Below are 24,094 nucleotides of genomic sequence, written 5' to 3'. Positions count from 1 at the left end.
GTTTTTTACTGAGTAATTCCTACTTGCCCTGAGTCGCCTTCGTGCTCTTGCCCACCACGCTCAGCGATCCCAGCCCATGAATTTCATGCAGCTTACCCAGGTCTTCCATCCGGATCGGCCCCAGGATCAGCACAATCGTCAGTTCCTTCGGTTCCGCTGTCAGCACAAAGATCCCTCGCGGCTCGCCATTCACCATCTTCATCATCACGTCAGAGGTCTCATGAGTCTTCGTCTCGCGCTCATGCACCATCGGCGTCCACTCGCCGGTCGCATAATGCGCGCGCAGCTTCTCCACTATCTCCGGCGTTATTTCGCCCTCTTTGTCAAAGGTGTACTCGCGCACATAGATGCCATCCAGCCCCTCAATCAGCTTCTTCGTCTGGACGTCGTCCTTGTCGTCCTTATCCATGAACTGTGCGGCAAAGCTCAGCATCTGCTTGCTCAGCGTCACCTCCGTCACATCGGACGCATGCGCGGCCAGGTCCTTCTCGATCGCCGAAGCTTCCGGAAGCCGATCCTGCGCCCGCGCCACACCCGACATCACCGCCAAAGCCAAAACCAACACCGCCGCAACTCGCATCTTCATCGCTCAATCCTCTTTCCCGTCGTTTGACTGCAACCGCTTCTGCACCTTATCCAGAGCTTTCGCCGTGATTCCCAGCGCCGTCATCACCTGCTGCCTTGCCTCTTCGCCTCTGCGCCGCTCTTCCACTCGCTGCCACTGCCAACCGGCAGCTCCCGCCAGCACCGCCGCAATCATCACACTCGCCGCCAGCCGCATCCACATCACATGCCGGCCATTCTGCTCCGCCGCTGCACGCCGCGTCCGCTCAGCCAGAATCCGCCCCTTCAGTCCTGGCGGAGCCGGCCTGCGCGTCAGCGATTCGCTTAGTTCCTTCTCAAAATCGTCCATGCCGTTATGCTCCCGGTCTTCACATGCCGCGGACAAACTCTTTCAAATGACTCTCAGCCTTCGCTCGCAGCAGCTTCAATCCCCGCTGCAAGTGGCTCTTCACCGTGGCTAGCGGCGCGTCCAGCGCCGCCGCAATCTCTTCCGGCGTCAATTCCTCCTGATACCTCAGCAGAATCGCCGCCCTTTGTGCCTCAGGAAGCGTCGTCAACAACGCTTCGAGCCTCGAACCCAATCTCGACCCAGCCCCTGAACTCTCCGCCGGCAGCCCATGCCGCTCCTCAATCTCCACCCACAGATCCATCCCGCGCACCCGCCGCCGCCGTAATGCATCCGTCGCCCGGCTCATCGTCACCCGCCGCAGCCAGAACAGCGCATGCTCGGGGCTCTCGATGCTCCGCAAATTCTTGTCCAGAGCGAGAAAAGCATCCTGAGCAATCTCTTCCGCCAGCCCGCGGTCGCCGGTCATGCGAAGCGCCAGCGAGAAAACCATCGACTGGTGCTTTTCCACGAGTTGTTCAAAATCCGGCTTCCACGCATTGGCCATCTGTCCGCTTCTACTCTCTTATCCGCACGGAATCACGCTCAGGGATGCAGAAAGTACGCACACGCGAGAAAAAAGTTCGCCAACCCGTAATTGCTTCGATTTCAACCCTCAAAATTAATTATTTGACCGTGTTCAACTTTCCCTTGACTCATCGCCTGAATGGGTTCAAGATTTGACCATGGTCAAAAATGAGCCATCCACCACTAAAGGCGAACAGACCCGCGAAGTCATTTATCGGGCCGCACTAGATCTCTTCCGCGAAAACGGCTTCGACGCCGCCACCATGCAGCAGATCGCGGATCGCGCCAAGGTCGCCAAAAGCGCCGCCTACTACTACTTCGCGAGCAAAGAAACCATCATCCAGGCCTACTATGAAGCCGTTCAGTCCGCGCAGGAGCAGCTCTGTGCAGACACATTCGGCCAGTCCAAGAAGCTGAAGAAGCGCCTCCATGCCGCGCTACACTCCAAGTTCGATCTCGCCCAGAACGACCGCAAGCTCCTCGGCATCGTCTTTCGCTACACCGGCGAACCGGCCCACCCGCTCTCGTGCCTCGGCCCTGCAAACCACGAGATGCGCCGCCGCTCCATGCTCATCTTCCGTGACGCGCTCTCCGTTGAACGTTTGCCGCGCGATCTCGAAGAGCTTCTACCCCTCGCCCTCTGGGCGCTCCAGATGGGCCTGCTCGTCCTCTTCTTCTACGATGAAACGCCCAACCAGCAGCGCACCCGAGGCCTCGCCGACGGCGCCATCGAATTTACGGTCAAAATGCTCTCTCTCGCCAAACTCCCCGTCCTCAAGCCCATCCGTGCCAAGGTCCTCGACCTGCTCCGCCAAGCCGACCTGATCCCTGAGCTTGGATAAGCGCGCATTCAAAGGAGAAAACGATGTCCACACCCGAAACAAATCCGGAACCGAATGCTGAAGGGAGAATTGAGAGCTTCGGCCCCGTTGAATCCACGCCGTCCCTCACCCGCAGCGGCGCGACGCGCTCGATTGGCATCGCATTTCTCGTCACCGCCCTGATACTCGCCGCTTTTATTTACCGAGTTCTCAGGAACATCGGCATGATGCATACTTCGCTGATCTTCCTCGGCATCCCGCTCATACTCGGCGCGCTGCTCGCCATGGCTCCCCGGCCCAAATCCGCCACAGGCGGCATACTCCGTGGCATCGCGCTCGCGCTCCTCATCGTCGCGCCACTTGTCGGAGAAGGCTATCTCTGCATCCTTTTCGCCTCACCGCTCTTTTTCGGAGTTGGACTCCTCGTCGGCGGCATCATTGACATTTCGCGTAAGCATAAACGCACCGTCACCCTGAGTTGCGTTATTGTGCTTCTTCCCTTCACGCTGGAGGGCACGACTCCTCAGCTCAGCTTCAATCGCACACAGTTCGCCACAGCCACGCGCATCGTCAACGCTCCCGCTGCTCAAATCGTAGCCGCCCTCGCGCAAAGTCCCCAAATCGCCGCTCCGCTCCCGCGCTTCCTCCGCATCGGCTTTCCGCGCCCGTTGTCCGCAACAGGCTCCGGCCTCGCTATCGGCAGCGTTCGCGTCATCCACTTCACTGGAGCGGAAGGTGACCCTCCCGGCGACCTCACCATGCGCGTCGTCCAATCCGATCTGCAACCTGCTTCAGGCCACATCCACTTCGAGACCATCAATGACTCAAGCAAGCTCACCCAGTGGCTCCGCTGGCGCAGCTCCGATGTCTCATGGCAAGCCATTGACTCCACGCACACCGCCATCACCTGGCGCATCGGCTTTGACCGCCAGCTTGATCCGTATTGGTACTTCGCACCCTGGGAGCAGCTCGCCGTCCACCAAGCCGCAGGCTACCTCATCACGGCCAACACCATGCCGCACGGCCAGCCAGGGAGCTAACTCTATGAAACGCACGAACTGGGCTTCCCTTGCCGTCCTTTACTTCCCGCTCGTTGCAGCGATCTTCGCCGCCATGGTCCAGCAGCGTGTCCACAGGCGCACCAAACGCACTTTCCCCGCAGTACTCCTCAGCATTCTTTGGGCGCTGGCCTCGCTCGTCGTGGTTCAGCGCATCAGTCTTGTCGCCCATTGGTGGAGTTTTCAATCCACCGGCCCATCTCTCGCCGGAATGCCGCTTGAACTCTACATCGGCTGGATCATTCTCTGGGGAGCTGTCCCCATCCTCGCTTTTCCCGTTCTTGATCTTCCAGAAGTCATCCTTATCTTCGGTCTGCTCGATCTCTGGCTTATGGGGCTTCTTAGCCCCCTGTTCTACCTCAAGCTAGCGTGGCCGCAGTGGCTCATCGGTGAAGCCGCCGCCCTCGCGCTCGTCCTCACACCCGCCTATTGCCTCGCACGCTGGACCGTCGACGACACGCGCCTCAAACTCCGCGCCGCTCTGCAGGTCGCGCTCTCCGGCTTGCTCTTTCTCTTTCTGCTCCCCGAAATCGCCTTCGCTCTTCGACCCATTCCTGGCGCAACATCCGTCTGGCAGCCCCTTTTCACCCTCTCGCACCCACTTCTCCTCGCCGCTCTGCAAATCATCGCAATCGTTGCACTCCCCGGCATCAGCGCCGTGCAGGAATTCGCACAGCGCGGCTCCGGCACACCCATCCCCTACGATCCGCCCCAGCGCCTGGTCACCAGCGGCATCTACCGTTACTGCGCCAATCCCATGCAGCTCTCCTGCGCAGTCGCACTGTTCCTATGGGCGCTCCTACTCCGCAATCCCTGGCTCGCCGGTGCCGCCGCCGTTACTACGATTTACTCCGCCGGCATCGCCCACTGGGACGAGGAACGCGATCTCTCCGCACGCTTCGGCGCACTTTGGCAAACCTACCGCGCCGCAGTCCCAGCCTGGCGTCTACGCTGGCGTCCATTCGTCGCCACCCAGCCCGCGCGGCTCTACATCTCCGCCACATGCGGTCAATGCTCCGTTCTGCGTCAGTGGATTGAGGCCCAACATCCGCTCGGCATTGAGTTCATCGACGCCGAAACTCTCCCTCAGGGTTCCATCAGACGTCTTCGATACGATCCCGCCGATGGCACATCGCCCGAAGAAGGCCTTCTCGCCTTCGCCCGCGCTCTTGAGCACATCAATCTCTTCTGGGCATGGTGCGCCATGATCCTTCGCCTGCCCATTCTCCATCAGATCATTCAAGCAGCCTTTGACCTCAGCGGCTTCGGCCCGCGCACCATCAGTAGTACCTGCCCGAATAAGCGTTCGTTATCCAAAGCGTGGCGAAGGATCTAATTTCGTTTTGAATCTACGGAATCTCGTTCAAATCCATCTTCAGCAGCTTGATCGGGTCAAGATACGCGTTTTGCCATCGTACTGCCCAGTGCAGATGCGGCCCTGTCACGCGCCCTGTCGCGCCGCTCAGCCCCAGCAGGTCGCCGGTCCTCACGCGTTGTCCTTCTTTCATATCAATACGGCTGAAGTGCATGTACAGCGTGTACAACCCAAGCCCGTGGTCAATCACCACGCAGTTGCCTTCAAAGTAAAGCTGCCGCGCAATCACCACCACGCCGCTGTTGCCCGCATGTACCGGCGTCCCGACGCCTGCGCGAAAATCCGCGCCCTTGTGCACGCTCGCCAGCTTCCCATTGAACATGCGCCGCGTGCCAAAGCTGTCCGTCGCCTCGGCCGCCACCGGCGCATGAAAGTCTCCCTCCCACAGCGGCCGGTCGGCACTGTTAGAAAACACCTTCTCCTTGAACTCGCTCTCCGCCTTGATGCGCACCAGCTCCTCCGGCGGAGGCTCCACAAACTTCGGCGCAACCGTTAGCGTCCCCGTACGATAATGCGCCTGGAGAATTAGCACACTTCGGCTTAGATCCTCGCTGCCACCCGCGATCTTCACCGTAACGTGCAGCGTCGAAGACCCCACCGGCGCTTCAACGTCAACACCGGCCAGAGCAAACCACTCTCCATCCTTCTCAAAAAACGCAATCTTCCGCCCCAGCCATTCGCCATCGACGGTCCGCGCACCCGGGGCATGTACCCGGATCAGCTCCGGCGCACCCGCATAGACAATCGCAGGCGTCAGCGTAACCCTCGCAGACTGGGCCACAGCGAAACTTGGCGTAAAAACTAAAACGGCACTCAGGAAAAACAGCGCGGAGACTCGCATCGCCTCCAGAATAACGCCGCTTACTCCGCCCGCAGCGCTTTCATGGGATCCACACTCGCCGCTCGAATCGCCGGAATCATTGAGGCCGCACTGGCAATCAACGTAAGCGCGGCAACCGAGCCCAGCAATATCCACGGATCGCGCACCGAAGTGTTGTAGAGAAACGAAGCCAGCACACGCGAAGCAAACAGCGCAATCCCCAGCCCCAGCGCCGATCCACAAACCGCCACCCACACATTCTCGCGAAAGATCATCGCCACCACTCGCAGCCGCTGCGCGCCCAGTGCAATGCGAATCCCAATCTCGCTCGTCCGCCGCGCCGTCGCATACGCGAGCGTTCCGTACAAGCCAATCCCCGTCACCAGCAGCGCGCTCACCGCAAAGAAAACCGCCAGCGTCGCCATCATCCGCTCCGCGCCTATCGAGCCATCAATCCTGCTATTCAGGGTCGTCATCACCGGCGCTGGAATATCCGGAGCCATCCGCGCAACCAGCGCCCGCGCTACCGCAGCCAGCGGCGTAGCCGGTCCCACCGAACGAATCACGGCCGTATAAGACGGCTTGTGCTCCTCGCTTTGTGTAATTGCAACGTAGCCCTCTGCGGGCGGATCTTCCTGAATCGAGCGGTAGCGTATGTCGCCCACAACCGCAATCACTTCATAGGTAGCGCCTGCATAGGTACTACCCTTCCATCCCGTCACTCTCTGCCCCACCGCGCTGCCATTCGGAAAGAGCGTCCTTGCCGCCGACTCGCTCAGGATGATTTTCAGTCCAGAAGCTGCCGTTTCATTCCACTGAAAGTCGCGCCCGGCCAGAATGGGAATGCGCATGGTCAAAAAGTAATTGGGCGAGACGGCGTTCATGTAGACGTCTCGGTCCCCGCTACTCGATGGGGTGTGAAGATCGCTGTCCCACGTTTCGCCGCTCATGGGTGGTATTGAGGCAAAGCTCACGCTCGCGACCCCCGGCTGCCGCGTCAACGCATCGCCGAATTGCTGGTACCAACGAACAAGCGCCTGGCCGTCGAGGGATTGCTTATTCATTTCAAAGTTGATGTTGACAATGCCCTTCGGTTCAAAGCCAAGCCCGGTGGAATAAAGTCGCGTAAGGCTCGTAGCCAGCAAGCCTGCACCAACTACCAAAATCAGTGCCAGCGCAACCTCCAGCCCCATCAGAACCCGCGGCAGCAGCCGCGTACGCTCCCGCGTCATCGTTGCATTCGACCCCGATTTGATCTGCTCATTTAAACTCTTCGACGTGGCGCGCAGCGCTGGAACTAGCCCAATCAGCGCAGTCGTCACAATCGCGATCAACGCCACAAAAAACAGCACACGCAGATCGAGCGTCGTATCCAGCACAAGTGACATGCCTGGATAGCGCGGCAGAATCATCCTTGCCAGCAAGCTGCTCACAAACGGAGCCGCGCCAACCCCCGCCGCCGTTCCCAGCAGCGCAATCAGCAGGCTCTCCACCATAAGCTGCTGAACAAGCCGCCTACGTGTAGCGCCCATTGCCAGCCGTGTCGCCAGCTCGCGCTCACGCGCTGCCGCTCGCGCCATCAGCAGGCTCGCCAGGTTCAGGCAGGCCAGCAGCAGCATCGCTCCGCACAGGCAGAACACGGCCACCAGCGGCTTCACAAACATCGCGCGCAGATACGTGTAACCCTTTGCTCCCGGCTCGGCAACAAAATGAAGATGATGCTTGCGCGCGTCCGCCGCCCACTCGCCTCCGGTCGTATCCGCGCCTACTTCATCCACAATCGAGCCGGATATAGCGCTCAGCGCGGCGTTCGTCTGCTCAAGTGAAACACCTGGCTTGTGCCGCGCAATCACAGTGAGCCACCACGAGTGCATTCCACCGGCAATGCTGTTCGAAGGCGCGTCGATGACCGGCTCGGCCCACATCGGCGCATAAATCTGGGGCCGTGACGTTGGAGCAGCACCGATAAATTTCTTCGGCATCACGCCCACAACTGTGAACGGTGTATTCGCAATCGTCAGCTTGCGTCCGAGCACATCTGGCGCGCCGCTGAACCATGTGCGCCAGAAATCCTCGCCGATGACAACCGCATATCCGCCTGGACCGCCGCCCGGCTGATCATCCTGCGGCGTCAGGTAGCGGCCCATCAGCGGCTGCGTCTCCATTACTTGGAAATATTAACCGCTGACAATCGATCCCGGAACATTCACACTGCCGGAAGCGCCGCGCACCTGGAACCGCGACATTCCCGTATTGGCAGCAACGGAATCAAACACATCGTGCCGTTTCTCCAGCGCACGCGCCAGCGGCGCAGCAGAGCTATAGTTCGGTCCATATTTTCCGTCGTCATCGCTGTCCGCGCGCAGCACCACCAGCTTATCCGCATGAGGCACCGGCAGCGGCCTCAGCAGCAGCGCATTGATCAACGAAAAGACCGCCGTATTCGCGCCCAGTCCAAGCGCCAGCGTCAAAATCGCCGTCAACGTAAACCCCGGCGACTTCCGCAACTGCCGCGCGGCAAAGCGCACATCGCGCACAATCTGTTCCATCCATGGCACCCCCCGCTGCATCCGATATCTCTCCCGCGTCTGCGTCACGCCGCCAAATTCGCGCAGCGCTGCCGTGCGCGCTTCATCTTCCGCGACCCCGCGCCGCACATGCTCCGCAATCGCAAGATCAATATGCGCGCAAAGCTCCTCATCCAGCCGCGTATCCAGCTCCTTGCGGCGAAACAGCGACACAAAACGGCTCAACAGAACACGAATCCAATCCATCAGGTTCTCCAGAAAATCTGAGCTGCTCTCTTATTCGCTTCGCAGCGCCTGCACAGGGTCCAGCCGCGCTGCGCGCCACGCAGGCATAAGACACGCCACTACCGCAACGAGCAAAAACACTCCGGCAACGGCGGCAAAAATTCCTGGATCAAGCGGCTCTGTTTCATACAGCATCGATCCAATCAAACGCACCGCCGCCGCACTCACCAGCAGCCCTGCGGCAATTCCCGCCAGCGCTGGACGAATTCCATCGAATAGAATGTTGCGTAGAATCTGCCCTCGCTGCGCGCCCAATGCAATGCGTATGCCGATCTCGCTGGTTTGCTGCGTAACAAGATAAGCCAGCACGCCATAGTGGCCCACGGCAGCCAGCACCAATGCAATAACCGCAAAGCCCAGCACAAGCATGGAATCAAATTGCGAGCCCAGGGTAGCCTTAGCCAGGGACTCTTCGAGCGTCATAACACCAGAGACAGGCAGATCGCGATCGAGTTGACTCACAAGTTTCTCCACCGGTATCGCCAGCACATCCACATCATGCGCAGACCGCAGAACGATCGTCACGCCCGAGAATCCGTTCCCGAAGATCGGCATGTACATCATGGGCAATACGGGATCTGAGATGGAGTAGAGTGTATCGCCCACAACGCCAATGATCTCGTAGATATCTCCGGTCAGTGTGATCTTCAGATGTTTGCCGATCGGGTCTTCACCCGGAAAACATATCCTCGCCGCCTGCTGGCCGATAAGAATGACATGGTCTTTAGAAAGTTTTTCATCGCCTGCGAATGTGCGGCCTTTGATGATAGGAATGTTCATCGCAGCGAAGTATCCCGGATCGGCGCCGCGCACCATCATGTCGATCTCGGCGTCTTTGACCAACCGAGGATGCTCGACCACAACAACGATGCGGTCTCCGCCCCAGCCTTGTCCCGGTGCCGTGCTCACCAGAGCGGCAGACTCCACGCCGGGAATCGCACGCACCCGCTCGATGAGCCGCTCCTTGAAGCTCACCTGTTCCACAGCCGTTTTGTATCGTTCATCCGGAAGTCCAACCTGCATCATGAGTACGTTGTGAACAGGAACACCAAGGTTGGTGGCGCGCAGGTGCCTGTAGCTCTTCAGCAGTAGTCCAGCGCCAATCAGAAGTACGACAGTCAGGCTGATTTCAAAAAACAGCAGGCCTTGCCGCAAACCGGCGCGGCCTCGCGTCCCGGCCTGCGTACGCGATCCATCCTGCAGAGCAGCCAGGATTCTGTGGCTATCAACACTGAAAGCAGAGATAAGCCCGGAAAACACTGCGCATAGAATCACAACGGCAGCAGTGAACGCCACAGCCGTCCAATCCAGATGAATTCCCTCGACGCGGCGCATATCGGGCCGAACATGCTCCAGCCATCGCAGAGCTGCTGCCGCAAGCATCACGCCCAACAGGCCGCCGCCCGTTGAAAGCAGCATACTTTCCATCACGCGCTCGCGCACCAGGCGCATGCGGCTGCCGCCAAGAGCAGTGCGAATGGCATGCTCCTTGCGCCGTGCCGCCGCGCGCGCTACCAGGAGTCCCGCTACATTTATGCATGCAATAAGCAACACGCATCCTGTAGCGGCAAACAGAACATAGAGCGGCGTCTTATAGTCCTGCACGGCGTCATCCAGCAGGGATCTGCCGCTGGTAACACTGCGTACGGAGGTCTGTGGATGCTGCGCCTTGATCTGTGCCTGTATGGGATCGAGCCGGCCAAGCAGTTGAGGCAGCGTAACGCCCTGGGCAAGCCGCGCCACGGCAATGAATTCGTGATCCTCAAAGGTGCTCATCAGAAACGACGAAGCTTCATGGCTGGCCGGAGTCCAAACCTGGATCTTGCCCGATGAGAAGGGCCCCAGGAAGACCAGGGATTCCGGCATCACGCCGATAATCGTGTACGGCCTGGCATCAAGCCAGATATTGCGGCCAACCACGTTCGGGTCGGCGCCATAACGCCGCTTCCAGAATGAGTGCGAAAGAATCGCAGTGGCGCCGGCCTCGGGCCGGTCATCAAAGCTGGAAAAGCTGCGACCCAGCGTAGGCTGAACACCAAGCGTGGAGAAGAAATTTGCACTGACCCAAGCCGCATCCACTTTTTCCGGAAGCTGGTTGCCTTCAGCCGACACGTTGTAGTTCTGGAAAGGCGAAATCAGCGCCATCTCCGCCGTGCCTTGTGCAGCCTGTTTCCACTCAAAGAAGCTGCCCGCATCAATAGGCGCAAACTGATGCCCCTTCCCGGCATCGGAATTATGACTGTAAAGAGCCACCAGTTGCTGCGGATCGCGGTACGGAAGCGGATTCAGCAGAACGGTGCGCACAATGGAGAAGATGGCTACATTAGCGCCAATGCCAAGCGCCATCACCAGGATCGCAGTCGTTGTGAATCCCGGCGTGCGATACAGTGTGCGGCAGCCATAGCGCAGATCGCGCGCAATCTGTTCGAGCCAGGGCAGCCCGCGCTGCACGCGATAGTTCTCCCGCGTCTGCGTCACGCCGCCAAATGCCCGTAGCGCCGCCGTGCGCGCCTCATCCGCCGTCATACCACGCCGCACATTCTCCGCAACCGCAAGATCCACATGCGCGTTCAGCTCCTCATCCAGACGAGCGTCCAGCTTCTTCTTGCGGAATAGCGCCGCGCAGCGGCTGAGCAAAATACGAATCCTATCCATGGGAATCTCCTATTCCGTTCTCAGGGCCTGCATAGGTTCAATGGATGCGGCGCGGCGAGCCGGAAGAATGCAGGCAGCCATAGCAACCAGTGTCAACAGAACCGCCACGCCGGCAAGAATACCGGGATCGCCGGGACTGACATGAAAGAGCAGTGAGGTCATGAGTCGTGTCAGGCCAATCGCGCTCATAACACCAATCGCAACACCAAGCAGAGTAAGCCGCGCGCAATGACGGAAGATCAGCAGCAGCACGTCCGAGCGTTTTGCGCCAAGCGCCATCCGGATGCCCATCTCCTGCGTGCGCTGCGCAACCAGGTATGCCATAACACCATAGATACCGATCGAGGCCAGCATCACGGCCAGCGCCGCAAACGTTCCCAGCAGAATCATCGCGAACCGCCGCGAAGCCAGTGAATCGGATAGAACGCTGTCCATCGTCTGATAGCCGGCGATCACCTGCTCCAAGCTGATCTGCCGGCTCGTGCGCAGCAGCGCAGCAGACACCGCTTCCAGGCTGCCCTCATAACGCACCACCATGCCGGAGCCGGTACGCATAACGTTAAGAAAATTTTCCGGCATCTGCATGCACGGCAGGTAAAGTTCAGCGCGCAGGGATTGCGTGTCGTCCGTATCCAGTCCCCACTGATTCACATGCGGAACAAGACCGACAATCTCAACCACGCTTCCGCTATCGCTCATACGGATGCGCTTGCCAATCACATCCTGGCCCGAAAAATATTTGTTCGCGAAAACATCATCCACTACGGCAACCAGCGGAGAATGCTCATAGTCCTGCCTGCTAAAGAAGCGTCCGCGCTTGAGCGGAATCTGCATCACACGCAGATAATCCGGCTGCTCAATGTAATCAATTGCCCAGTCCATGTCATGATCGCTCGCAGGCTTGGGCTGGCCATCGAGCCAAAACAGCCGTTGATCGTCACCGGCCATCGGAAGCGCGCCCCATACCGGCGAAACCGCCTTGATTCCCGGCGTGGAGGCAAGGCTTTCATCGAGCGCACGGAATGTAGCGCGTATCTTGTCCGGGGATGCGTCAGCCATCGAGGTCGGAAGCGACATGCCGAAGGTGAGTACATTATGTGGATTGAAACCCGGATCGACATTCCAAAGCTCAACCAGGCTCCGGATCATCAGCCCCGCGCCCGTTAGCAGCACCAACGCAATGGCCATCTCCACCACTACAAATGTTCCCAGCGTCCGCTGCCGCGGTCCGTTTGATCCGCGCCCGCCCTCTTTCAGCGCCATTTGCGGATTCGCCTGTGAGGTGCGCAACGCCGGAGCAAGCCCAAAGAGTGTGCTGGTGAGCAACGAAATCGTCATAGTAAATGCGAGTACACGGAAATCGAGGCCAACCTCTTCCGCGCGGGGCAGCACGGCTGGCAACCATCGCAGCGCTGCATGAGTTCCCCACACTGCTGGAACCAGGCTGATGTCTCCCGCAAGGATCCCCAGCAACAGGCTTTCTGTAAGCAACTGGCGAATGACGCGTGCGCGGCTTGCGCCCAGCGCCGCACAAACAGCAAACTCGCGGCCACGCGCGGCAGAGCGCGCCAGCAGCAGGCTTGCCACATTCACGCACGCAATCAACAGCACAAATCCCACCGCCCCCATCAGCACCAGCAGAAAGGGCCGCACATCGCCCACCATCTCTTCCTTCAGTGGAATAATGCTTGCTCCAGTGCCCTGGTTTGCATCGGGATACGCCACAGCCAGATTGCGCGTGACTTCATCCATGTCGGCACTGGCCTGTTGCAGAGTCACGCCTGGCTTGAGTCGTGCAATCCCATGGATCGCCAACCCCGCCGAGCGCCGCATCAGGTAGGGATTGATCCACTGGCGAATTGGAACATAGACATCCCGCTCTGTGAAGTTGGCAAAGCTCAGATGAAAGCCGGAGGGGATGACGCCAACGATGGTGTAGTTGTGGCCATCCAGCGTGATGGCCTGTCCCAGCACATTATTTGCACCATCGAATTTCCGCTTCCAAAGTCCCTCGCTGATCAAAGCGACGGGCGCAGCGCCGGACTGTTCTTCGGCCGCAGTAAACGTGCGCCCTATCAGCGGATGCAAGCCAAGTACAGAAAAGAAATCCGTCGAGATGAATTCGGATTGCACCTGTTCGGCATCTCCTCGGCCTGTCAGGCTGAACACGTAACCGCGGGTAATGGCAATCGAAGAGAAGCTGTGATTCTCTCGCTGCCAATCCAGAAAATTTGGATACGGAATGGAGCCTCGAGGAAAGTCGGGCTTGCTCTCGTTTAGCTCCACAAGTTGCTCAGCGTGCGGAAACGGTAACGGATTGAGCAGCACGCCGTTCACAATGGAAAAGATAGCCGTGTTGCCGCCAATCCCCAGCGCCAGCGTCAGCACGGCAATCGCGGTAAACCCTGGGTTCTTCGCCATCATGCGCATGCCGAAGCGAACATCCTGCGCAGCGGTGGTAATCCACGGCAGCCCGCGCTGCACACGATACCTCTCCCGCGTCTGCGTCACGCCGCCAAATGCTCGCAGCGCCGCCGTACGTGCGTCTCCTTCCGTCATTCCATGTCGCACATTCTCCGCAACGGCAAGATCCACATGCGCACCCAACTCTTCATCCAGCCGCGCATCCAGTTCCTTACCTCGAAACAGTGACACAAAACTATTCAGCAGAACACGAATCCACTCCATGGCTGTCTCCTAATTTGTCTCGCTGCTCGCTTGCGCAAGAAAGCGCGCCATCGTCGAAGCCACGCGCTCCCAGTTCTCCGTCGCGCGTTCCATCTGTTTGCGACCGGTGCGGCTGAGCGAATAGAACCGCGCCCGGCGGTTCGTCTCCGACATGCCCCACTCGGACTTGATCCAGCCCTTCTGCTCCAACCGCAGCAGCGCCGGATAAATCGTCCCCTGGTTTAGCTGAATCGTCTCGCCGCTCACCTGTTCAATCCGCCGCGCAATGCCGTAGCCATGCAGCGGCCCCAGCGATTCCAGCGTCTTGAGCACCATCAGGTCCAGAGTGCCCTGCAAAACATCGGCCTTATTTCCGCCCATGCGTCTCTCCTGTTCCCCGTCTCTCCTGTTGTTGTTCAACATATTGACGGCATCATATGTAGATTGTCAACAGGAATCAATTCAAGATCGGGCCGCGAGATGTCGAAGGAGGGTTATTTTGCCGGGCTTGTAACGGGGCGTGGATGCGCCGCCTTCCACTTCGCCGCGCGCTCCTGCACGGCGGCCAACTCGTCGGCCGTGATGTGGGCTCCCATGTTCTGGCGGTTGGCAATATATTGCTGCTGTTTTGCTGACTCGACAGCCGCCGCAAGATCAAACCAGTAGTAGGCTTCGGCATAGTCTTGCGGCACGCCTTCACCCACTGAGTAAAGCACCGCAAGCGTCCCCTGCGCACTGGCATCGCCTTGTTCGGCGGCCTTGCCATACCATTCCGCGGCTTGCACCTTGTCACGCTCTATGCCGCGGCCATCGCGGTACATCTCTGCCAGATGAATTTGCCCCGCGGCATTCCCTGCTTCCGCCACTTTACGATACCAGTCCGCCGCCTGCTTCAGATCCTGAGCCACGCCTTTGCCCGTCGCATAGTCTTCGCCAACAGCCACTTGCGCTGCGGCATCTCCCGCAGCAGCTTTGGCCACAAGCGTGGGATCAATACCGGACGTCTGTGCGCCGGCGACAAATGCAGCGGCAAAAAAGAATACCGGAGAGACTATACGTAACAGGTTCATATTCATATCTCGCAAGGATTTCTACCGATGACAATACCAAATTTCACGCCGTAATTCACACCATCGGCAGTCCGGAAAAAAGCTAGAATCATCCTATGACTGACCGCATGTCGCTTTCGCTCGCTCAGGCCGACCCCGAGATCGCCGCCGCCATCGACCACGAAACCCTCCGCCAGCATGAGGGGCTGGAGATGATTGCCAGCGAGAATTTCGTCTCTGAGGCAGTACTGGAGGCCGCAGGCTCCGTCTTCACCAATAAGTACGCCGAAGGCTATCCCGGTCGGCGTTACTACGGCGGCTGCGAGTATGCGGACGTCGTCGAAAACCTCGCCCGCGATCGCGCCAAGGCCATCTTCGGCGCCGAGCACGCCAACGTGCAGCCCCACTCCGGCTCACAGGCCAACGCATCGGCCTATATGGCAGTCCTCCAGGCAGGCGACACCATCCTTGGCCTAGATCTCGCCCACGGCGGTCACCTTACGCACGGCCACAAGCTCAGCTTCTCGGGCAAGCTCTACCGCCCCACTTTTTACACCGTCCGTAAAGACACTGAGCTCATCGATTATGACGAGCTCGAAGCCATCGCTCTGCGTGAAAAGCCCAAAGCCATCATCGGTGGCGGTTCAGCTTACCCACGCCTCTGGGACTTCGCCCGCATGCGCGAAATTGCTGACAAGGTCGGCGCACATTACATCTTCGATATGGCGCACATCGCAGGCCTCGTCGCAGGAGGCGCTCATCCCTCACCCGTCCCTCACGCGCACATCACCACCACCACCACGCACAAAACGCTGCGCGGCCCGCGCGCCGGTCTGGTGCTCTGCGGTCAGGATCTTGCAGCCGCTGTCGATAAAGCCGTCTTCCCCGGCCAGCAGGGTGGCCCGCTCGTCCACATCGTCGCTGCCAAGGCTGTCGCCTTCGCTGAAGCGCTTCGCCCTGAATTCAAGACCTATGCCGCGCAAACCGTAGCCAACGCACAGGCGCTCGCCTCCGCCATCGCGGAGGCAGGCTACCGCATCATCTCCGGCGGCACGGACAACCACTTGATGCTCGTTGACGTCTTCGCCAAGGGCATTCTCGGCTCTGAGGCCGAGGGCGCTCTCGGTAAGGCAGGCATCACGGTCAATAAAAACGCCATTCCTTATGACACCAATCCCCCGCTCAAGCCCTCCGGCATCCGCATCGGCACGCCCGCGCTCACCACGCGCGGCATGAAGCAGGCCGAGATGAAGCAGATTGCGGCATGGATCGTCGAAGCTCTCGACAAGCGTAGCGACGACGCGGCCCTCGATAACATCCGCAACAAGGTCGCCGAGTTCGCTAACCATTTCCCGCTCTACGCCTGGCGCCGTCAACCCGCTGCGGTTGAAGCATAGCTGCAGGTGACCCAGGCAATAGCCCGCCAAATATATTCTGAGAGGGCGGATAACTTCGCCCTCTTTTGTAGATAAAAAATAGTTCTGGGGCTCCCCTTCGCTTCGAATATTCTTGCTGCGCTCTCTTTCGTCTATCTTCTTCCTGCTCAGTTATCGGTCTACCTGGAAAATATCTCGACGCAACTTACTCATGCACGCCGGGTTGCATCGTATTGTTAGGGATAGCCGCCAGAGACAACGACAAGACGGCGGGCGTAAGGAGAAAGCAGATGAAACCCTTCTTCAAGATTGCATTCGCAGCGGCCTTGGTGATGGCCGTACCGGCCTTTGCACAACATCCAGCTCAACATGCCGCGCCGCGCGCGCCGGAGCACGGACCCGAAGCCTTCCACGGCACCCCTCACCCACCGGCGCAGGGACCTGATCATCCGGGCCATCCCGCTGCTCCGCACGTGGACAACGGCCGTACCTGGGTGGGCCATGAGTCAGGGCCCAATGATGCTCACTACCATATCGATCATCCCTGGGAGCATGGACACTTTTCTGGCGGCTTCGGCCCGCATCACGTATGGCACATCGGCGGCGGCGGACCCGGTCGCTTCTGGTTCAATGGCTGGGCCTGGAGTGTCGCTCCCTATGACGTAGGTTATTGCGACGGCTGGCTCTGGAGCTCCGACGACATCATTATCTATGAAGATCCCGACCATCCGGGCTGGTATCTGGCTTACAACGTACGGCTCGGCACCTACGTGCACGTAATGTATATGGGCGCAATGTAACTTGCCCGCCACAAAAAACCAAAAGGGGTGGAGCATCGGCTTCACCCCTTTGTAGTGTTTGGGCATAACTCACTGCTGGGTTGTACAGCGCAGGCGCTCACAGGATAAGATGGCCCGTCGGGAAAATACTTACTCTGAACGTCGCCAAGGCACTTTTTTGCTCTGCTATTGAACCTTACTCTAAGTTATCCGGAAATTAACCATGCCATCTTCTCGCTTCCCGCTCGGCCGTATTGCGCTTGCGTGCGCCACTCTCATCTGCTGCGGAGTTGCCGCATGGTCGCAGGCTGCAAATGCTCCGCTCGCATTCACCGGAGCCGACCGCAGGCCCGCACTCTCGCTCAATGGAGACTGGGCCTATATCGTCGACCCATATTTCTCCGGTCTCTTCAGCTTTCATCATGAAGAGAAAAAGAATGGCTGGTTCTTGAATCGCAAAGCACAGCCAGGTGACACCGGCCCCACCGAATACGACTTCGATAAAGCTCCGAAGCTCAAGGTTCCCGGCGACTGGAACACACAGCGAGAATCGCTCTTCTTCTATGAAGGTCCCATCTGGTACCAGCGTAACTTCACTTACCAGCCCCAGGCGCACTCGCGCGTCTACCTGCACGTCGGCGCAGCCAACTACCACTCCTGGTGGTGGGTCAACGGCAAAAGAGCCTGCGAACATGAGGGGGGATTCACCGCCTTCAACTGCGACGTCACAGAGGCGGTGCATGCCGGCGATAACTTCATCGTTGCCGCGGTGGATAACACCCGGCGCGAAGACAATGTTCCCACACTTGAAACCGATTGGTGGAACTACGGCGGCATCACACGCGAAATCTCGCTCATCACTGTACCCAACACATTCATCGATCAGTACGACCTTCATCTCAGCCCCACAGAAGACGGTGTAATCGAAGGATGGGCACATCTCACCGGCGCAAGTGCAGGCGCGCCCGTCGAAGTCGAGATCCCCGAGCTGCACGCCAAGGCCCATGCCACAACGAATGCAAACGGCAAAGCTGCAATTCACTTCTCCGTAAGTGGTCTCGAGCGCTGGTCCCCGGAGCACCCGAAGTTATACGCAGTAACGCTGCACGCCGACGCCGACTCTATCAACGAGCAGATGGGCTTTCGCACCATAGAGACGCGCGGCACGCAGATTCTATTGAATGGCAAGCCTGTCTTTCTGCGCGGCATCTCGATTCACGCAGAAGCTCCATACCGCACCGGCCGCGCATGGTCCGATAAAGACGCCGAAACCCTTCTCGGATGGGCAAAGGATCTCGGCTGTAACTTCGTTCGCCTCGCGCATTATCCGCACGATGAAACCATGCAGCGCGCCGCGGACCGCATGGGAATCATGGTCTGGAGTGAAAACCCTGTTTACTGGGCGCTCAAATTCGATAGCCCGCAGGTCTACGACAAAGCCTCACACCAGCTCGAAGAAGAAATCGGCACATTGCGCAATCATGCCTCCATCATTCTCTGGTCAATGGCCAATGAAACACCCAACAATCCCACGCGCACAGATTTTATAACTCGCCTCGCAGCAAAGGCGCGCGAACTCGATAACTCGCGGCTCATCACAGCTGCGCTGCTCGTGCACGCACAGGGCAACACAAAGATCGTCGACGATCCGCTAGGCAACGTTCTCGATGTCATCGGCGTCAATGAATACATCGGCTGGTATGAGGCTCATCCGGAAACTGCCGATGTTACACAATGGGATATCCGTTATGACAAGCCGCTCATCGTAAGCGAGTTTGGCGGCGATGCCAAAGCAGGATTGCACGGCCGCGATAACGACCGATGGACTGAAGAGTATCAGGCAAATATCTACCGTCATCAAATCGGAATGCTGAATCGCATCCCACAGTTGCGCGGCATGAGCCCCTGGCTACTCATGGATTTTCGTTCGCCCAATCGTCCTCTCGCAGGCATTCAGGATGAATTCAATCGCAAGGGACTTATCTCGGATCAGGGAGAGAAGAAACAGGCCTATTACATCCTGCAGAAGGCATACAAAGAAGGCGCCGTGGGTAAACCAGAGTAACTCACCCAACGCATAACTTTAGTGGAAGTTACCTACACAGTTCGCCACCGCGAAAAGAATGAGGTATTCTCGTCACATGTCGATAGAATCCATACTTTCTCAAATCGATGCTGAGATTGCAAGACTGACTCAAGTGAGGAAGTTACTTGCATCTTCCGGCAGCTCTTCACTCACCACAAAAGCGACAAAGACAAAGGCAGCTCCTGCAAAAGCACACAAGCGCATTCTGAGCGCAGACGCGCGTAAGCGCATTGCAGACGCGCAAAAGCGGCGCTGGGCCGCGCAGAAGGCCAGGACCAAAAAGGACTGATTAGAAACTACGGCCCCATAAAGCCGCATACATCACCTCGCGCGATCCCCACGCAATTCCATTGCCGACGATATGTAGAGCTGTGTTATAGTCGCATTCGGTCTGGAGGACAAATAGAGACTCACCCGCGCACAAGCTGCTCATGCGCAAGGGCGGGCAGGTGCGTCTTCCAGGAGTTGCGGCTATGGCCCCTCTGTTTCTTTGCTGGTCGGAATGTTGCCTGCTTCACTTCCACTGGTTTGAGTCGGGGGGTCATTTTTTCTGGCCATTCTGATAGTTAGGTTAGGATGGTAGGCAAGAATTCTGTCGAGCCGGGGCAAATGAATACGTCCGTTCAGCCGCGCATAGAGGAAAGTAGCGGGTCAGTAACCATATTCCCGCTGCAGCAACTGGTCTATGCGGCGCTGATTCTGGGTGGCGTAACGGCAGGCGCTGAACTGCTGAACACCATCCCCTGGGCGCACGGCGACATCAGTATCATGTGGCCTTCCACTGGCCTGATGGTAGGCATGCTTCTCTGCGTGCCGCAGCGGCAGTGGCCGGCCTTCATTGCCTTAGGCACGGTCATCGACTTCGCAGCCAACCTCATGCCGCCGCTCCATGCGCCGGTGTGGCTTGCGCTCTCCGCCTCCGGATGCAATGTAGTCGAAGTAACCGTCGCCGCGTGGCTTCTTCGCCCGGCTCTTGCGCCAGGTCGCTACATGGCGCGCGCCAGCCAGCTCGTCGCTCTCCTTATTTATGGCGTATTCGTGGCTCCCGGCGTCGCTTCGCTCTGCTATGCCACGTGTCTTTCCTTCCTCGTGCACTTCAAACCCTTCTGGCAGATCGTTCCCGAGTGGTTCCCAGGGGATGCGCTCGGCATCACCATCATGACGCCGCTCTATCTCTCGCTCCGGAGCCGTGCGCCTTTTTCCAAACGCCCCTGGTATGAAGCGGCCGGCCTGTTCTTTCTTCTCATCGTGGTCAGCGTTGGCGTCTTCTGGCAGACCTCCCTGCCGCTCCTCTTTGCAATTCTGCCTGTACTTCTGCTGGTGGAAGTGCGTCTCGGCATGGCCGGCGCGGCGTTGGGGCTGCTGGCTGTCTCCACCATCGGAGGCTTCCTCACCTCGCGCGGTCACGGGCCCATCGGCCTCACCGTTCTCACTCCCTCACCGCGCACGCTCATGCTCCAGGTCTTCGCCTTCGTCTCCATGCTGCTTGTCTACATCGCAGAGGTCGTACGCGCAGCGCGGGCACGCCTTGAGCTCAACCTGCGCGCCAGCGAGCAGCGTTTCCGCCTCCTCGCCGAAGGCTCCAGCGATATCATCACGCTCGCCAATCTCAATCGCGAAGTCGTCTATGTTTCTCCTTCGGCAACAACGCTGCTCGGTTGGGATCGCCGCAGCGCAGGCCTCTTTGAGCGCGGAGCCATGGTGCATCCCGATGACCAGGCGTCGCTGGAAAAGCTCTATACCGATTGCCTCGCAGGCAAGGCCCGCAACATCCTCGAATTCCGCGGACGCAAGCGTGATGGAGGATACCTCTGGCTTGAAGCCAACCTCGTCCTCCACTGCGATCCCGAGACAAGCGATGCCGCCGGCTTCATCAACGTCGTGCGTGACATCTCCGGCAGAAAAGCTCATGAAGAGGAGCTGAACAAAGCTCTCAACGTCGCCGAGAACCGCGCCATTACAGATGCGGTTACAGGAATCGCCAACCGCCGCCGCCTCGATGAGTACATTGAGCGCGAGTGGCAGCGCGCGCAAACCGCCCACACCAAAATCTCCGTGCTCATGATCGATGTCGATCACTTCAAGCATTACAACGACCGCTACGGCCATCTCGCCGGTGACCGTTGCCTGCGCGAGGTAACCGGAGCCATCGCCAGCGTCGTGCAGCGTCCGACGGATTTTGTCGGCCGCTACGGCGGCGAGGAGTTCGTCGTAGTCCTTCCCGACACGGACCTTGCCGGCGCGTGGCACATCGGCGAAAAAATCCGCCGCGCCGTCGAGCTGGAGCAGATCCCGCACGAAGGCAATCCCCACCGCGTAGTAACCGTAAGTATCGGATGCGCCACCACAGAGCCGTCAGGTACCGCGCAATCCGTGCAGCTTCTCGAAAGCGCAGACGCCGCCATGTACCAGGCCAAAGAAGCCGGAAGAAACTGCGTCCGCCTCGCCAACTGACAACCAATGAGCGAAAATCCAACTATGCAGAAAAATAGTGCGCTGCCAGATACTCCGCTTCTGACGGGGTATGGCAGAAGGAGACCTCTCAAGGCCGCTTTTCGTCCAGTCCTTGATCAGCAGCCAGATTCCGCACCAAATTCAGGAAATCCGCGATTGGCATGCCATCGTATTTCTTTCCAAGCGGATCAGGAACATAAGGAACAACGACAGGATTCTGGCTGGTCTCCAAAAAGGAGTCGCACCACTTCCGGGTTTCAGGCAATAAGCTAGTGCACTTGCTTATATCTTCGCCACTGACAGGAAATGAGATCGGAAATATGCCTTGAAATCCTCCGCCCGCCGCAGGAAGGAGCCCTTGGACCAGTTGCATCTCCTTTCCCTGTGGATGGCGCAGGAACAGCAGATACGGACCGTTGTAGGCAACTTTCCATTCGACTGTTCCCTTCATGGTAGAGAAATATACGGACTGGTGAGATTCCGTCATTCCACAATGTACGGCTCCGGCAGGCACGCTGAAGGTGAGGTTATCTCCAACCTCATGCGGTCCTTTCCAACTGCGTATTACCTTTACGTCGTAATACGTGGTTACACTTTCACCGGAAGGAGAGAATACTGACTCTGAGCGATAGTGAGTTCCTACGAGAACCACTTCGTCGCTCTTCTCCAACAGGGCGGCCAAGTTATGGACGAAGGTAGTGGGATCAACGGAAGTGCGCTGGATGATTCCGTGGTTGGGACTTTCGAAAGCACGCTGACAGAGAGGACTGGCGGCGAGCTTCTCCTGTGGCTGTTGTGCTCGGATATCTTTTACATGCAACTCGGTTGATGTTCTCGGAGACTGCCCGGTCGCGAGGGACGCTGCGAGGAGCATTGCGCAAATCAGCTTTTTCATAATTATCTCCATCCACCCTTCTGCCCAGCCTAAGGTTAGCTTCTTTAGGAATTCCGCGTACAAGCTGACTGCTCAGTTCACCGTTATGTCGCATTCACCATTAGAACCCGCAGAGCTCGCGCCAGTAGAGGCCTCATAGTTGTTGTCGCTCCCATAGCTTGGTATTAGGGTTTGAGATCCTGTGCCTGTAATTGTGACTGCAACGGTCGCGGTAGAAGGCACGCCTGGCAATGGAGTGAGTGACTTGGCAATTGGGTTCGAACTCCCTGAGTAAGCAAGGCTAACGTTCCCACTTGGCGTGGCAACACCAGCAGTGCCAAGTGCAGCCGTTGGGTCTTTAGCCCAGGTCACGCTGATTTCAAAGGACAAAGATTGTCCAGAAGTTACCGCACCGGACGGACACCCGGTCATTGTTGTTATAGATTCTGCCTTTTGGATCGATGCGGTACTGGAGTTCTTCGCGGAGTCGTAATAATCGTCTCCTAGATACTCACCGGTAGTGCTGTAGTTGCCTGTGGCTATTACTGCTGCCAGATTCCATGTTGCTACTCCTTCGCTGTTCAGATCACCGCTACCACTCTGATACGGGGGTGTTCCCGGATCAGAGTTGGTATTGCTCATCGAAAAATCGACACTACCTGTGGGTGTTGGAGCATCAGTTCCTGAGCCTGCCTGAGATGCCACTCTCGCGGTGATGGGATCATCAAAGGCTTGCCCATATTGGGCGGACGCGCTGGTAACCGTGACGAGCGGCTCTGGATCTATCCCTCCCGTAGGTCCTCCGCCGCCGCCACCACCGGTGGGGTTGCAGGTGCAGTCTTCAAGGTCATAAACCCCATCGCCGTCAACACACTCATCATCTTCGGCCTCTTCTTCTGCGGGGGTGAGATCCACGCAGTTTGGCGGCTCGCTATATTCCGGCTGGACCCGACTCGAACTAAGACTGCTCGGCCGGCTAAGGAGCGATGTAGATGAGAGCTGAAGAGTAGTCTGTGCTTGCACCTCGGCGTAGAGTGAAACCACTGAGGCATCCAAAGTAACTGCGGTGTTTATATCCAGACCCGAATGAATGGCATTGATCGTCTCCGACTCGCGACGTCTCATTGCAAGGAATAGCGAGTGAATCCGGGCTTTGGCCGCAGGGGTAAGGCTTCTTGCATCTGGATGAGTTGCAAGGTCCGCCCGCTCAACGGATTCAATTTGTGCCTGAGTCGCATACTCCACCTGCCGGAAATCCGAAGCCGCCTTCCCAAAGACAGCAAATTCTGAGCTGGTTAAGCCCAAATCGCGCCTCAAGGAATCAGACGAAGGATAGACAGCTTTGGCATGAGCCTGAGCGATTTCGCCCGCATGATCATACAGGTAAAACGCATGGTGATAGGCCGCAAGAATTTGCGGTGAAACTTGCTGGTTTGCCTGCTCCATCCCGAAGGCGTCTCGCACGGTCAATGCTAGCGCCACAGCGGCAAATAGCACTGCAACCTGCGACCAAATATAGGAACCCCTAAATTTCCTTCTCATGCATAGCCCCTTGGCAATTGAAGTCAAAAGCCCGGAGAATCGGGAAGCAAGTACATGAGAGAGCAAGCAAATCTGACACAAAGTCAGACGTGAATCTGATTGCGTGTCAGATGAATTTTTAAGGGGCCCACGATCGGAATTCAAAGATCGCCTATGCAGGCGATTTCTCTTACGCAAGAACTATGCTCGCGCGCGATTTTTTAAGCAACGTTACTTTAGTCCAACTCCCTTTCGTACCGTCCTTCATG

General features: G+C 58.2%; 19 protein-coding genes. 7 read left to right on the top strand and 12 right to left on the bottom strand.

The genetic code is table 11. From position 1 onward, the window contains the following. Nucleotides 1-19: 19 nt before the first annotated feature. The 3 genes from VO84_RS10600 to VO84_RS10590 are packed head-to-tail and all read right to left on the bottom strand — an operon-like array spanning nucleotide 20 to nucleotide 1,457. Entirely contained in the window at nucleotides 20-586 is a 567-nt protein-coding gene (locus tag VO84_RS10600) for a DUF4252 domain-containing protein (RefSeq protein ID WP_058187592.1), read from the bottom strand. A gap of 3 nt (nucleotides 587-589) precedes the next feature. Continuing rightward, entirely contained in the window at nucleotides 590-913 is a 324-nt protein-coding gene (locus VO84_RS10595) for a hypothetical protein (protein WP_058187591.1), read from the bottom strand. A gap of 19 nt (nucleotides 914-932) precedes the next feature. Continuing rightward, nucleotides 933-1,457, bottom strand: a complete 525-nt coding sequence (locus VO84_RS10590; protein WP_058187590.1) for an RNA polymerase sigma factor — start codon at nucleotides 1,455-1,457, stop codon at nucleotides 933-935. Nucleotides 1,458-1,635: 178 nt separating this feature from the next. Here VO84_RS10590 and VO84_RS10585 point away from each other — a divergent pair, with 178 nt between their 5' ends. The 3 genes from VO84_RS10585 to VO84_RS10575 are packed head-to-tail and all read left to right on the top strand — an operon-like array spanning nucleotide 1,636 to nucleotide 4,692. Beyond that, complete coding sequence (locus VO84_RS10585; protein ID WP_058187589.1) at nucleotides 1,636-2,319, top strand: TetR/AcrR family transcriptional regulator; 684 nt, start codon at nucleotides 1,636-1,638, stop codon at nucleotides 2,317-2,319. A 23-nt stretch (nucleotides 2,320-2,342) separates the two neighbouring features. Further along, a complete protein-coding gene (locus tag VO84_RS22810; RefSeq protein WP_058187588.1) occupies nucleotides 2,343-3,338 on the top strand; it encodes a hypothetical protein in 996 nt (331 codons plus the stop codon). A gap of 4 nt (nucleotides 3,339-3,342) precedes the next feature. Next, the gene (locus VO84_RS10575; protein WP_058187587.1) at nucleotides 3,343-4,692 is read left to right on the top strand and encodes a methyltransferase family protein; all 1,350 of its coding nucleotides are present in this window, start codon (nucleotides 3,343-3,345) and stop codon (nucleotides 4,690-4,692) included. A 13-nt stretch (nucleotides 4,693-4,705) separates the two neighbouring features. On the opposite strand, the gene VO84_RS10570 is transcribed toward VO84_RS10575, so the two are convergent. From VO84_RS10570 to VO84_RS10540, 7 genes are all read right to left on the bottom strand, one after another. After that, a complete protein-coding gene (locus tag VO84_RS10570) occupies nucleotides 4,706-5,572 on the bottom strand; it encodes a M23 family metallopeptidase (protein WP_058187586.1) in 867 nt (288 codons plus the stop codon). 20 nt (nucleotides 5,573-5,592) lie between these two features. Further along, a complete protein-coding gene (locus VO84_RS10565; protein WP_082661889.1) occupies nucleotides 5,593-7,716 on the bottom strand; it encodes an ADOP family duplicated permease in 2,124 nt (707 codons plus the stop codon). A 12-nt stretch (nucleotides 7,717-7,728) separates the two neighbouring features. Beyond that, entirely contained in the window at nucleotides 7,729-8,325 is a 597-nt protein-coding gene (locus VO84_RS23230; RefSeq protein ID WP_058187584.1) for a permease prefix domain 1-containing protein, read from the bottom strand. Between the two features lie 30 nt (nucleotides 8,326-8,355). Continuing rightward, on the bottom strand, nucleotides 8,356-11,019 hold the full coding sequence (locus tag VO84_RS10555) for an ABC transporter permease (RefSeq protein ID WP_058187583.1): 2,664 nt from the start codon (nucleotides 11,017-11,019) through the stop codon (nucleotides 8,356-8,358). A gap of 9 nt (nucleotides 11,020-11,028) precedes the next feature. Continuing rightward, nucleotides 11,029-13,707 carry an ABC transporter permease gene (locus tag VO84_RS10550; protein WP_058187582.1) on the bottom strand — a complete coding sequence of 893 codons (2,679 nt, stop codon included), beginning with the start codon at nucleotides 13,705-13,707 and terminating at the stop codon, nucleotides 11,029-11,031. A 9-nt stretch (nucleotides 13,708-13,716) separates the two neighbouring features. Then, nucleotides 13,717-14,067 (bottom strand): PadR family transcriptional regulator, encoded by a 351-nt coding sequence (locus VO84_RS10545; RefSeq protein ID WP_058187581.1) that lies wholly within the window; start codon nucleotides 14,065-14,067, stop codon nucleotides 13,717-13,719. Between the two features lie 113 nt (nucleotides 14,068-14,180). Further along, nucleotides 14,181-14,756 (bottom strand): tetratricopeptide repeat protein, encoded by a 576-nt coding sequence (locus tag VO84_RS10540; RefSeq protein ID WP_197413978.1) that lies wholly within the window; start codon nucleotides 14,754-14,756, stop codon nucleotides 14,181-14,183. Between the two features lie 95 nt (nucleotides 14,757-14,851). Between VO84_RS10540 and glyA the strand changes: the two genes are divergently transcribed. The 4 genes from glyA (at nucleotide 14,852) to VO84_RS10515 (ending at nucleotide 21,430) form a co-directional block, all read left to right on the top strand. Then, nucleotides 14,852-16,132, top strand: a complete 1,281-nt coding sequence (gene glyA / locus VO84_RS10535; protein ID WP_058187579.1) for a serine hydroxymethyltransferase — start codon at nucleotides 14,852-14,854, stop codon at nucleotides 16,130-16,132. A gap of 269 nt (nucleotides 16,133-16,401) precedes the next feature. Beyond that, a complete protein-coding gene (locus VO84_RS10530; protein WP_058187578.1) occupies nucleotides 16,402-16,911 on the top strand; it encodes a hypothetical protein in 510 nt (169 codons plus the stop codon). A 202-nt stretch (nucleotides 16,912-17,113) separates the two neighbouring features. Then, nucleotides 17,114-18,955: a glycoside hydrolase family 2 protein gene (locus VO84_RS10525; RefSeq protein ID WP_058187577.1), complete on the top strand. Its 1,842-nt coding sequence runs from the start codon at nucleotides 17,114-17,116 to the stop codon at nucleotides 18,953-18,955. A gap of 630 nt (nucleotides 18,956-19,585) precedes the next feature. Next, nucleotides 19,586-21,430 (top strand): bifunctional diguanylate cyclase/phosphodiesterase, encoded by a 1,845-nt coding sequence (locus VO84_RS10515; protein ID WP_197413977.1) that lies wholly within the window; start codon nucleotides 19,586-19,588, stop codon nucleotides 21,428-21,430. An 88-nt stretch (nucleotides 21,431-21,518) separates the two neighbouring features. Here VO84_RS10515 and VO84_RS10510 read toward each other — a convergent pair whose 3' ends face one another. Further along, nucleotides 21,519-22,388, bottom strand: a complete 870-nt coding sequence (locus VO84_RS10510) for a hypothetical protein (protein WP_157439820.1) — start codon at nucleotides 22,386-22,388, stop codon at nucleotides 21,519-21,521. A gap of 9 nt (nucleotides 22,389-22,397) precedes the next feature. Beyond that, a complete protein-coding gene (locus VO84_RS10505) occupies nucleotides 22,398-23,846 on the bottom strand; it encodes a hypothetical protein (protein WP_197413976.1) in 1,449 nt (482 codons plus the stop codon). Between the last annotated feature and the right edge of the window lie 248 nt (nucleotides 23,847-24,094).

The sequence above is a fragment of the Occallatibacter gabretensis genome, assembly GCF_001449115.1.
GTDB lineage: Bacteria > Acidobacteriota > Terriglobia > Terriglobales > Acidobacteriaceae > Telmatobacter > Telmatobacter gabretensis.
Note: the sequence above shows the minus strand (reverse complement) of the source record. Positions and strands in the feature narration are given on the sequence as shown.

Coding starts and splice junctions, on each gene's coding strand:
- VO84_RS22810 (WP_058187588.1), top strand. CDS start 2,343: ATGTCCACACCCGAAACAAATCCGGAACCGAATGCTGAAGGGAGAATT.
- VO84_RS10585 (WP_058187589.1), top strand. CDS start 1,636: ATGGTCAAAAATGAGCCATCCACCACTAAAGGCGAACAGACCCGCGAA.
- VO84_RS10600 (WP_058187592.1), bottom strand. CDS start 586: ATGAAGATGCGAGTTGCGGCGGTGTTGGTTTTGGCTTTGGCGGTGATG.
- VO84_RS10590 (WP_058187590.1), bottom strand. CDS start 1,457: ATGGCCAATGCGTGGAAGCCGGATTTTGAACAACTCGTGGAAAAGCAC.
- VO84_RS10525 (WP_058187577.1), top strand. CDS start 17,114: ATGCCATCTTCTCGCTTCCCGCTCGGCCGTATTGCGCTTGCGTGCGCC.
- VO84_RS10540 (WP_197413978.1), bottom strand. CDS start 14,756: ATGAACCTGTTACGTATAGTCTCTCCGGTATTCTTTTTTGCCGCTGCA.
- VO84_RS10570 (WP_058187586.1), bottom strand. CDS start 5,572: ATGCGAGTCTCCGCGCTGTTTTTCCTGAGTGCCGTTTTAGTTTTTACG.
- VO84_RS10530 (WP_058187578.1), top strand. CDS start 16,402: ATGAAACCCTTCTTCAAGATTGCATTCGCAGCGGCCTTGGTGATGGCC.
- VO84_RS10550 (WP_058187582.1), bottom strand. CDS start 13,707: ATGGAGTGGATTCGTGTTCTGCTGAATAGTTTTGTGTCACTGTTTCGA.
- VO84_RS10575 (WP_058187587.1), top strand. CDS start 3,343: ATGAAACGCACGAACTGGGCTTCCCTTGCCGTCCTTTACTTCCCGCTC.
- VO84_RS10515 (WP_197413977.1), top strand. CDS start 19,586: ATGAATACGTCCGTTCAGCCGCGCATAGAGGAAAGTAGCGGGTCAGTA.
- VO84_RS10545 (WP_058187581.1), bottom strand. CDS start 14,067: ATGGGCGGAAATAAGGCCGATGTTTTGCAGGGCACTCTGGACCTGATG.
- VO84_RS10565 (WP_082661889.1), bottom strand. CDS start 7,716: ATGGAGACGCAGCCGCTGATGGGCCGCTACCTGACGCCGCAGGATGAT.
- VO84_RS10555 (WP_058187583.1), bottom strand. CDS start 11,019: ATGGATAGGATTCGTATTTTGCTCAGCCGCTGCGCGGCGCTATTCCGC.
- VO84_RS10595 (WP_058187591.1), bottom strand. CDS start 913: ATGGACGATTTTGAGAAGGAACTAAGCGAATCGCTGACGCGCAGGCCG.
- VO84_RS23230 (WP_058187584.1), bottom strand. CDS start 8,325: ATGGATTGGATTCGTGTTCTGTTGAGCCGTTTTGTGTCGCTGTTTCGC.
- VO84_RS10505 (WP_197413976.1), bottom strand. CDS start 23,846: ATGAGAAGGAAATTTAGGGGTTCCTATATTTGGTCGCAGGTTGCAGTG.
- glyA (WP_058187579.1), top strand. CDS start 14,852: ATGACTGACCGCATGTCGCTTTCGCTCGCTCAGGCCGACCCCGAGATC.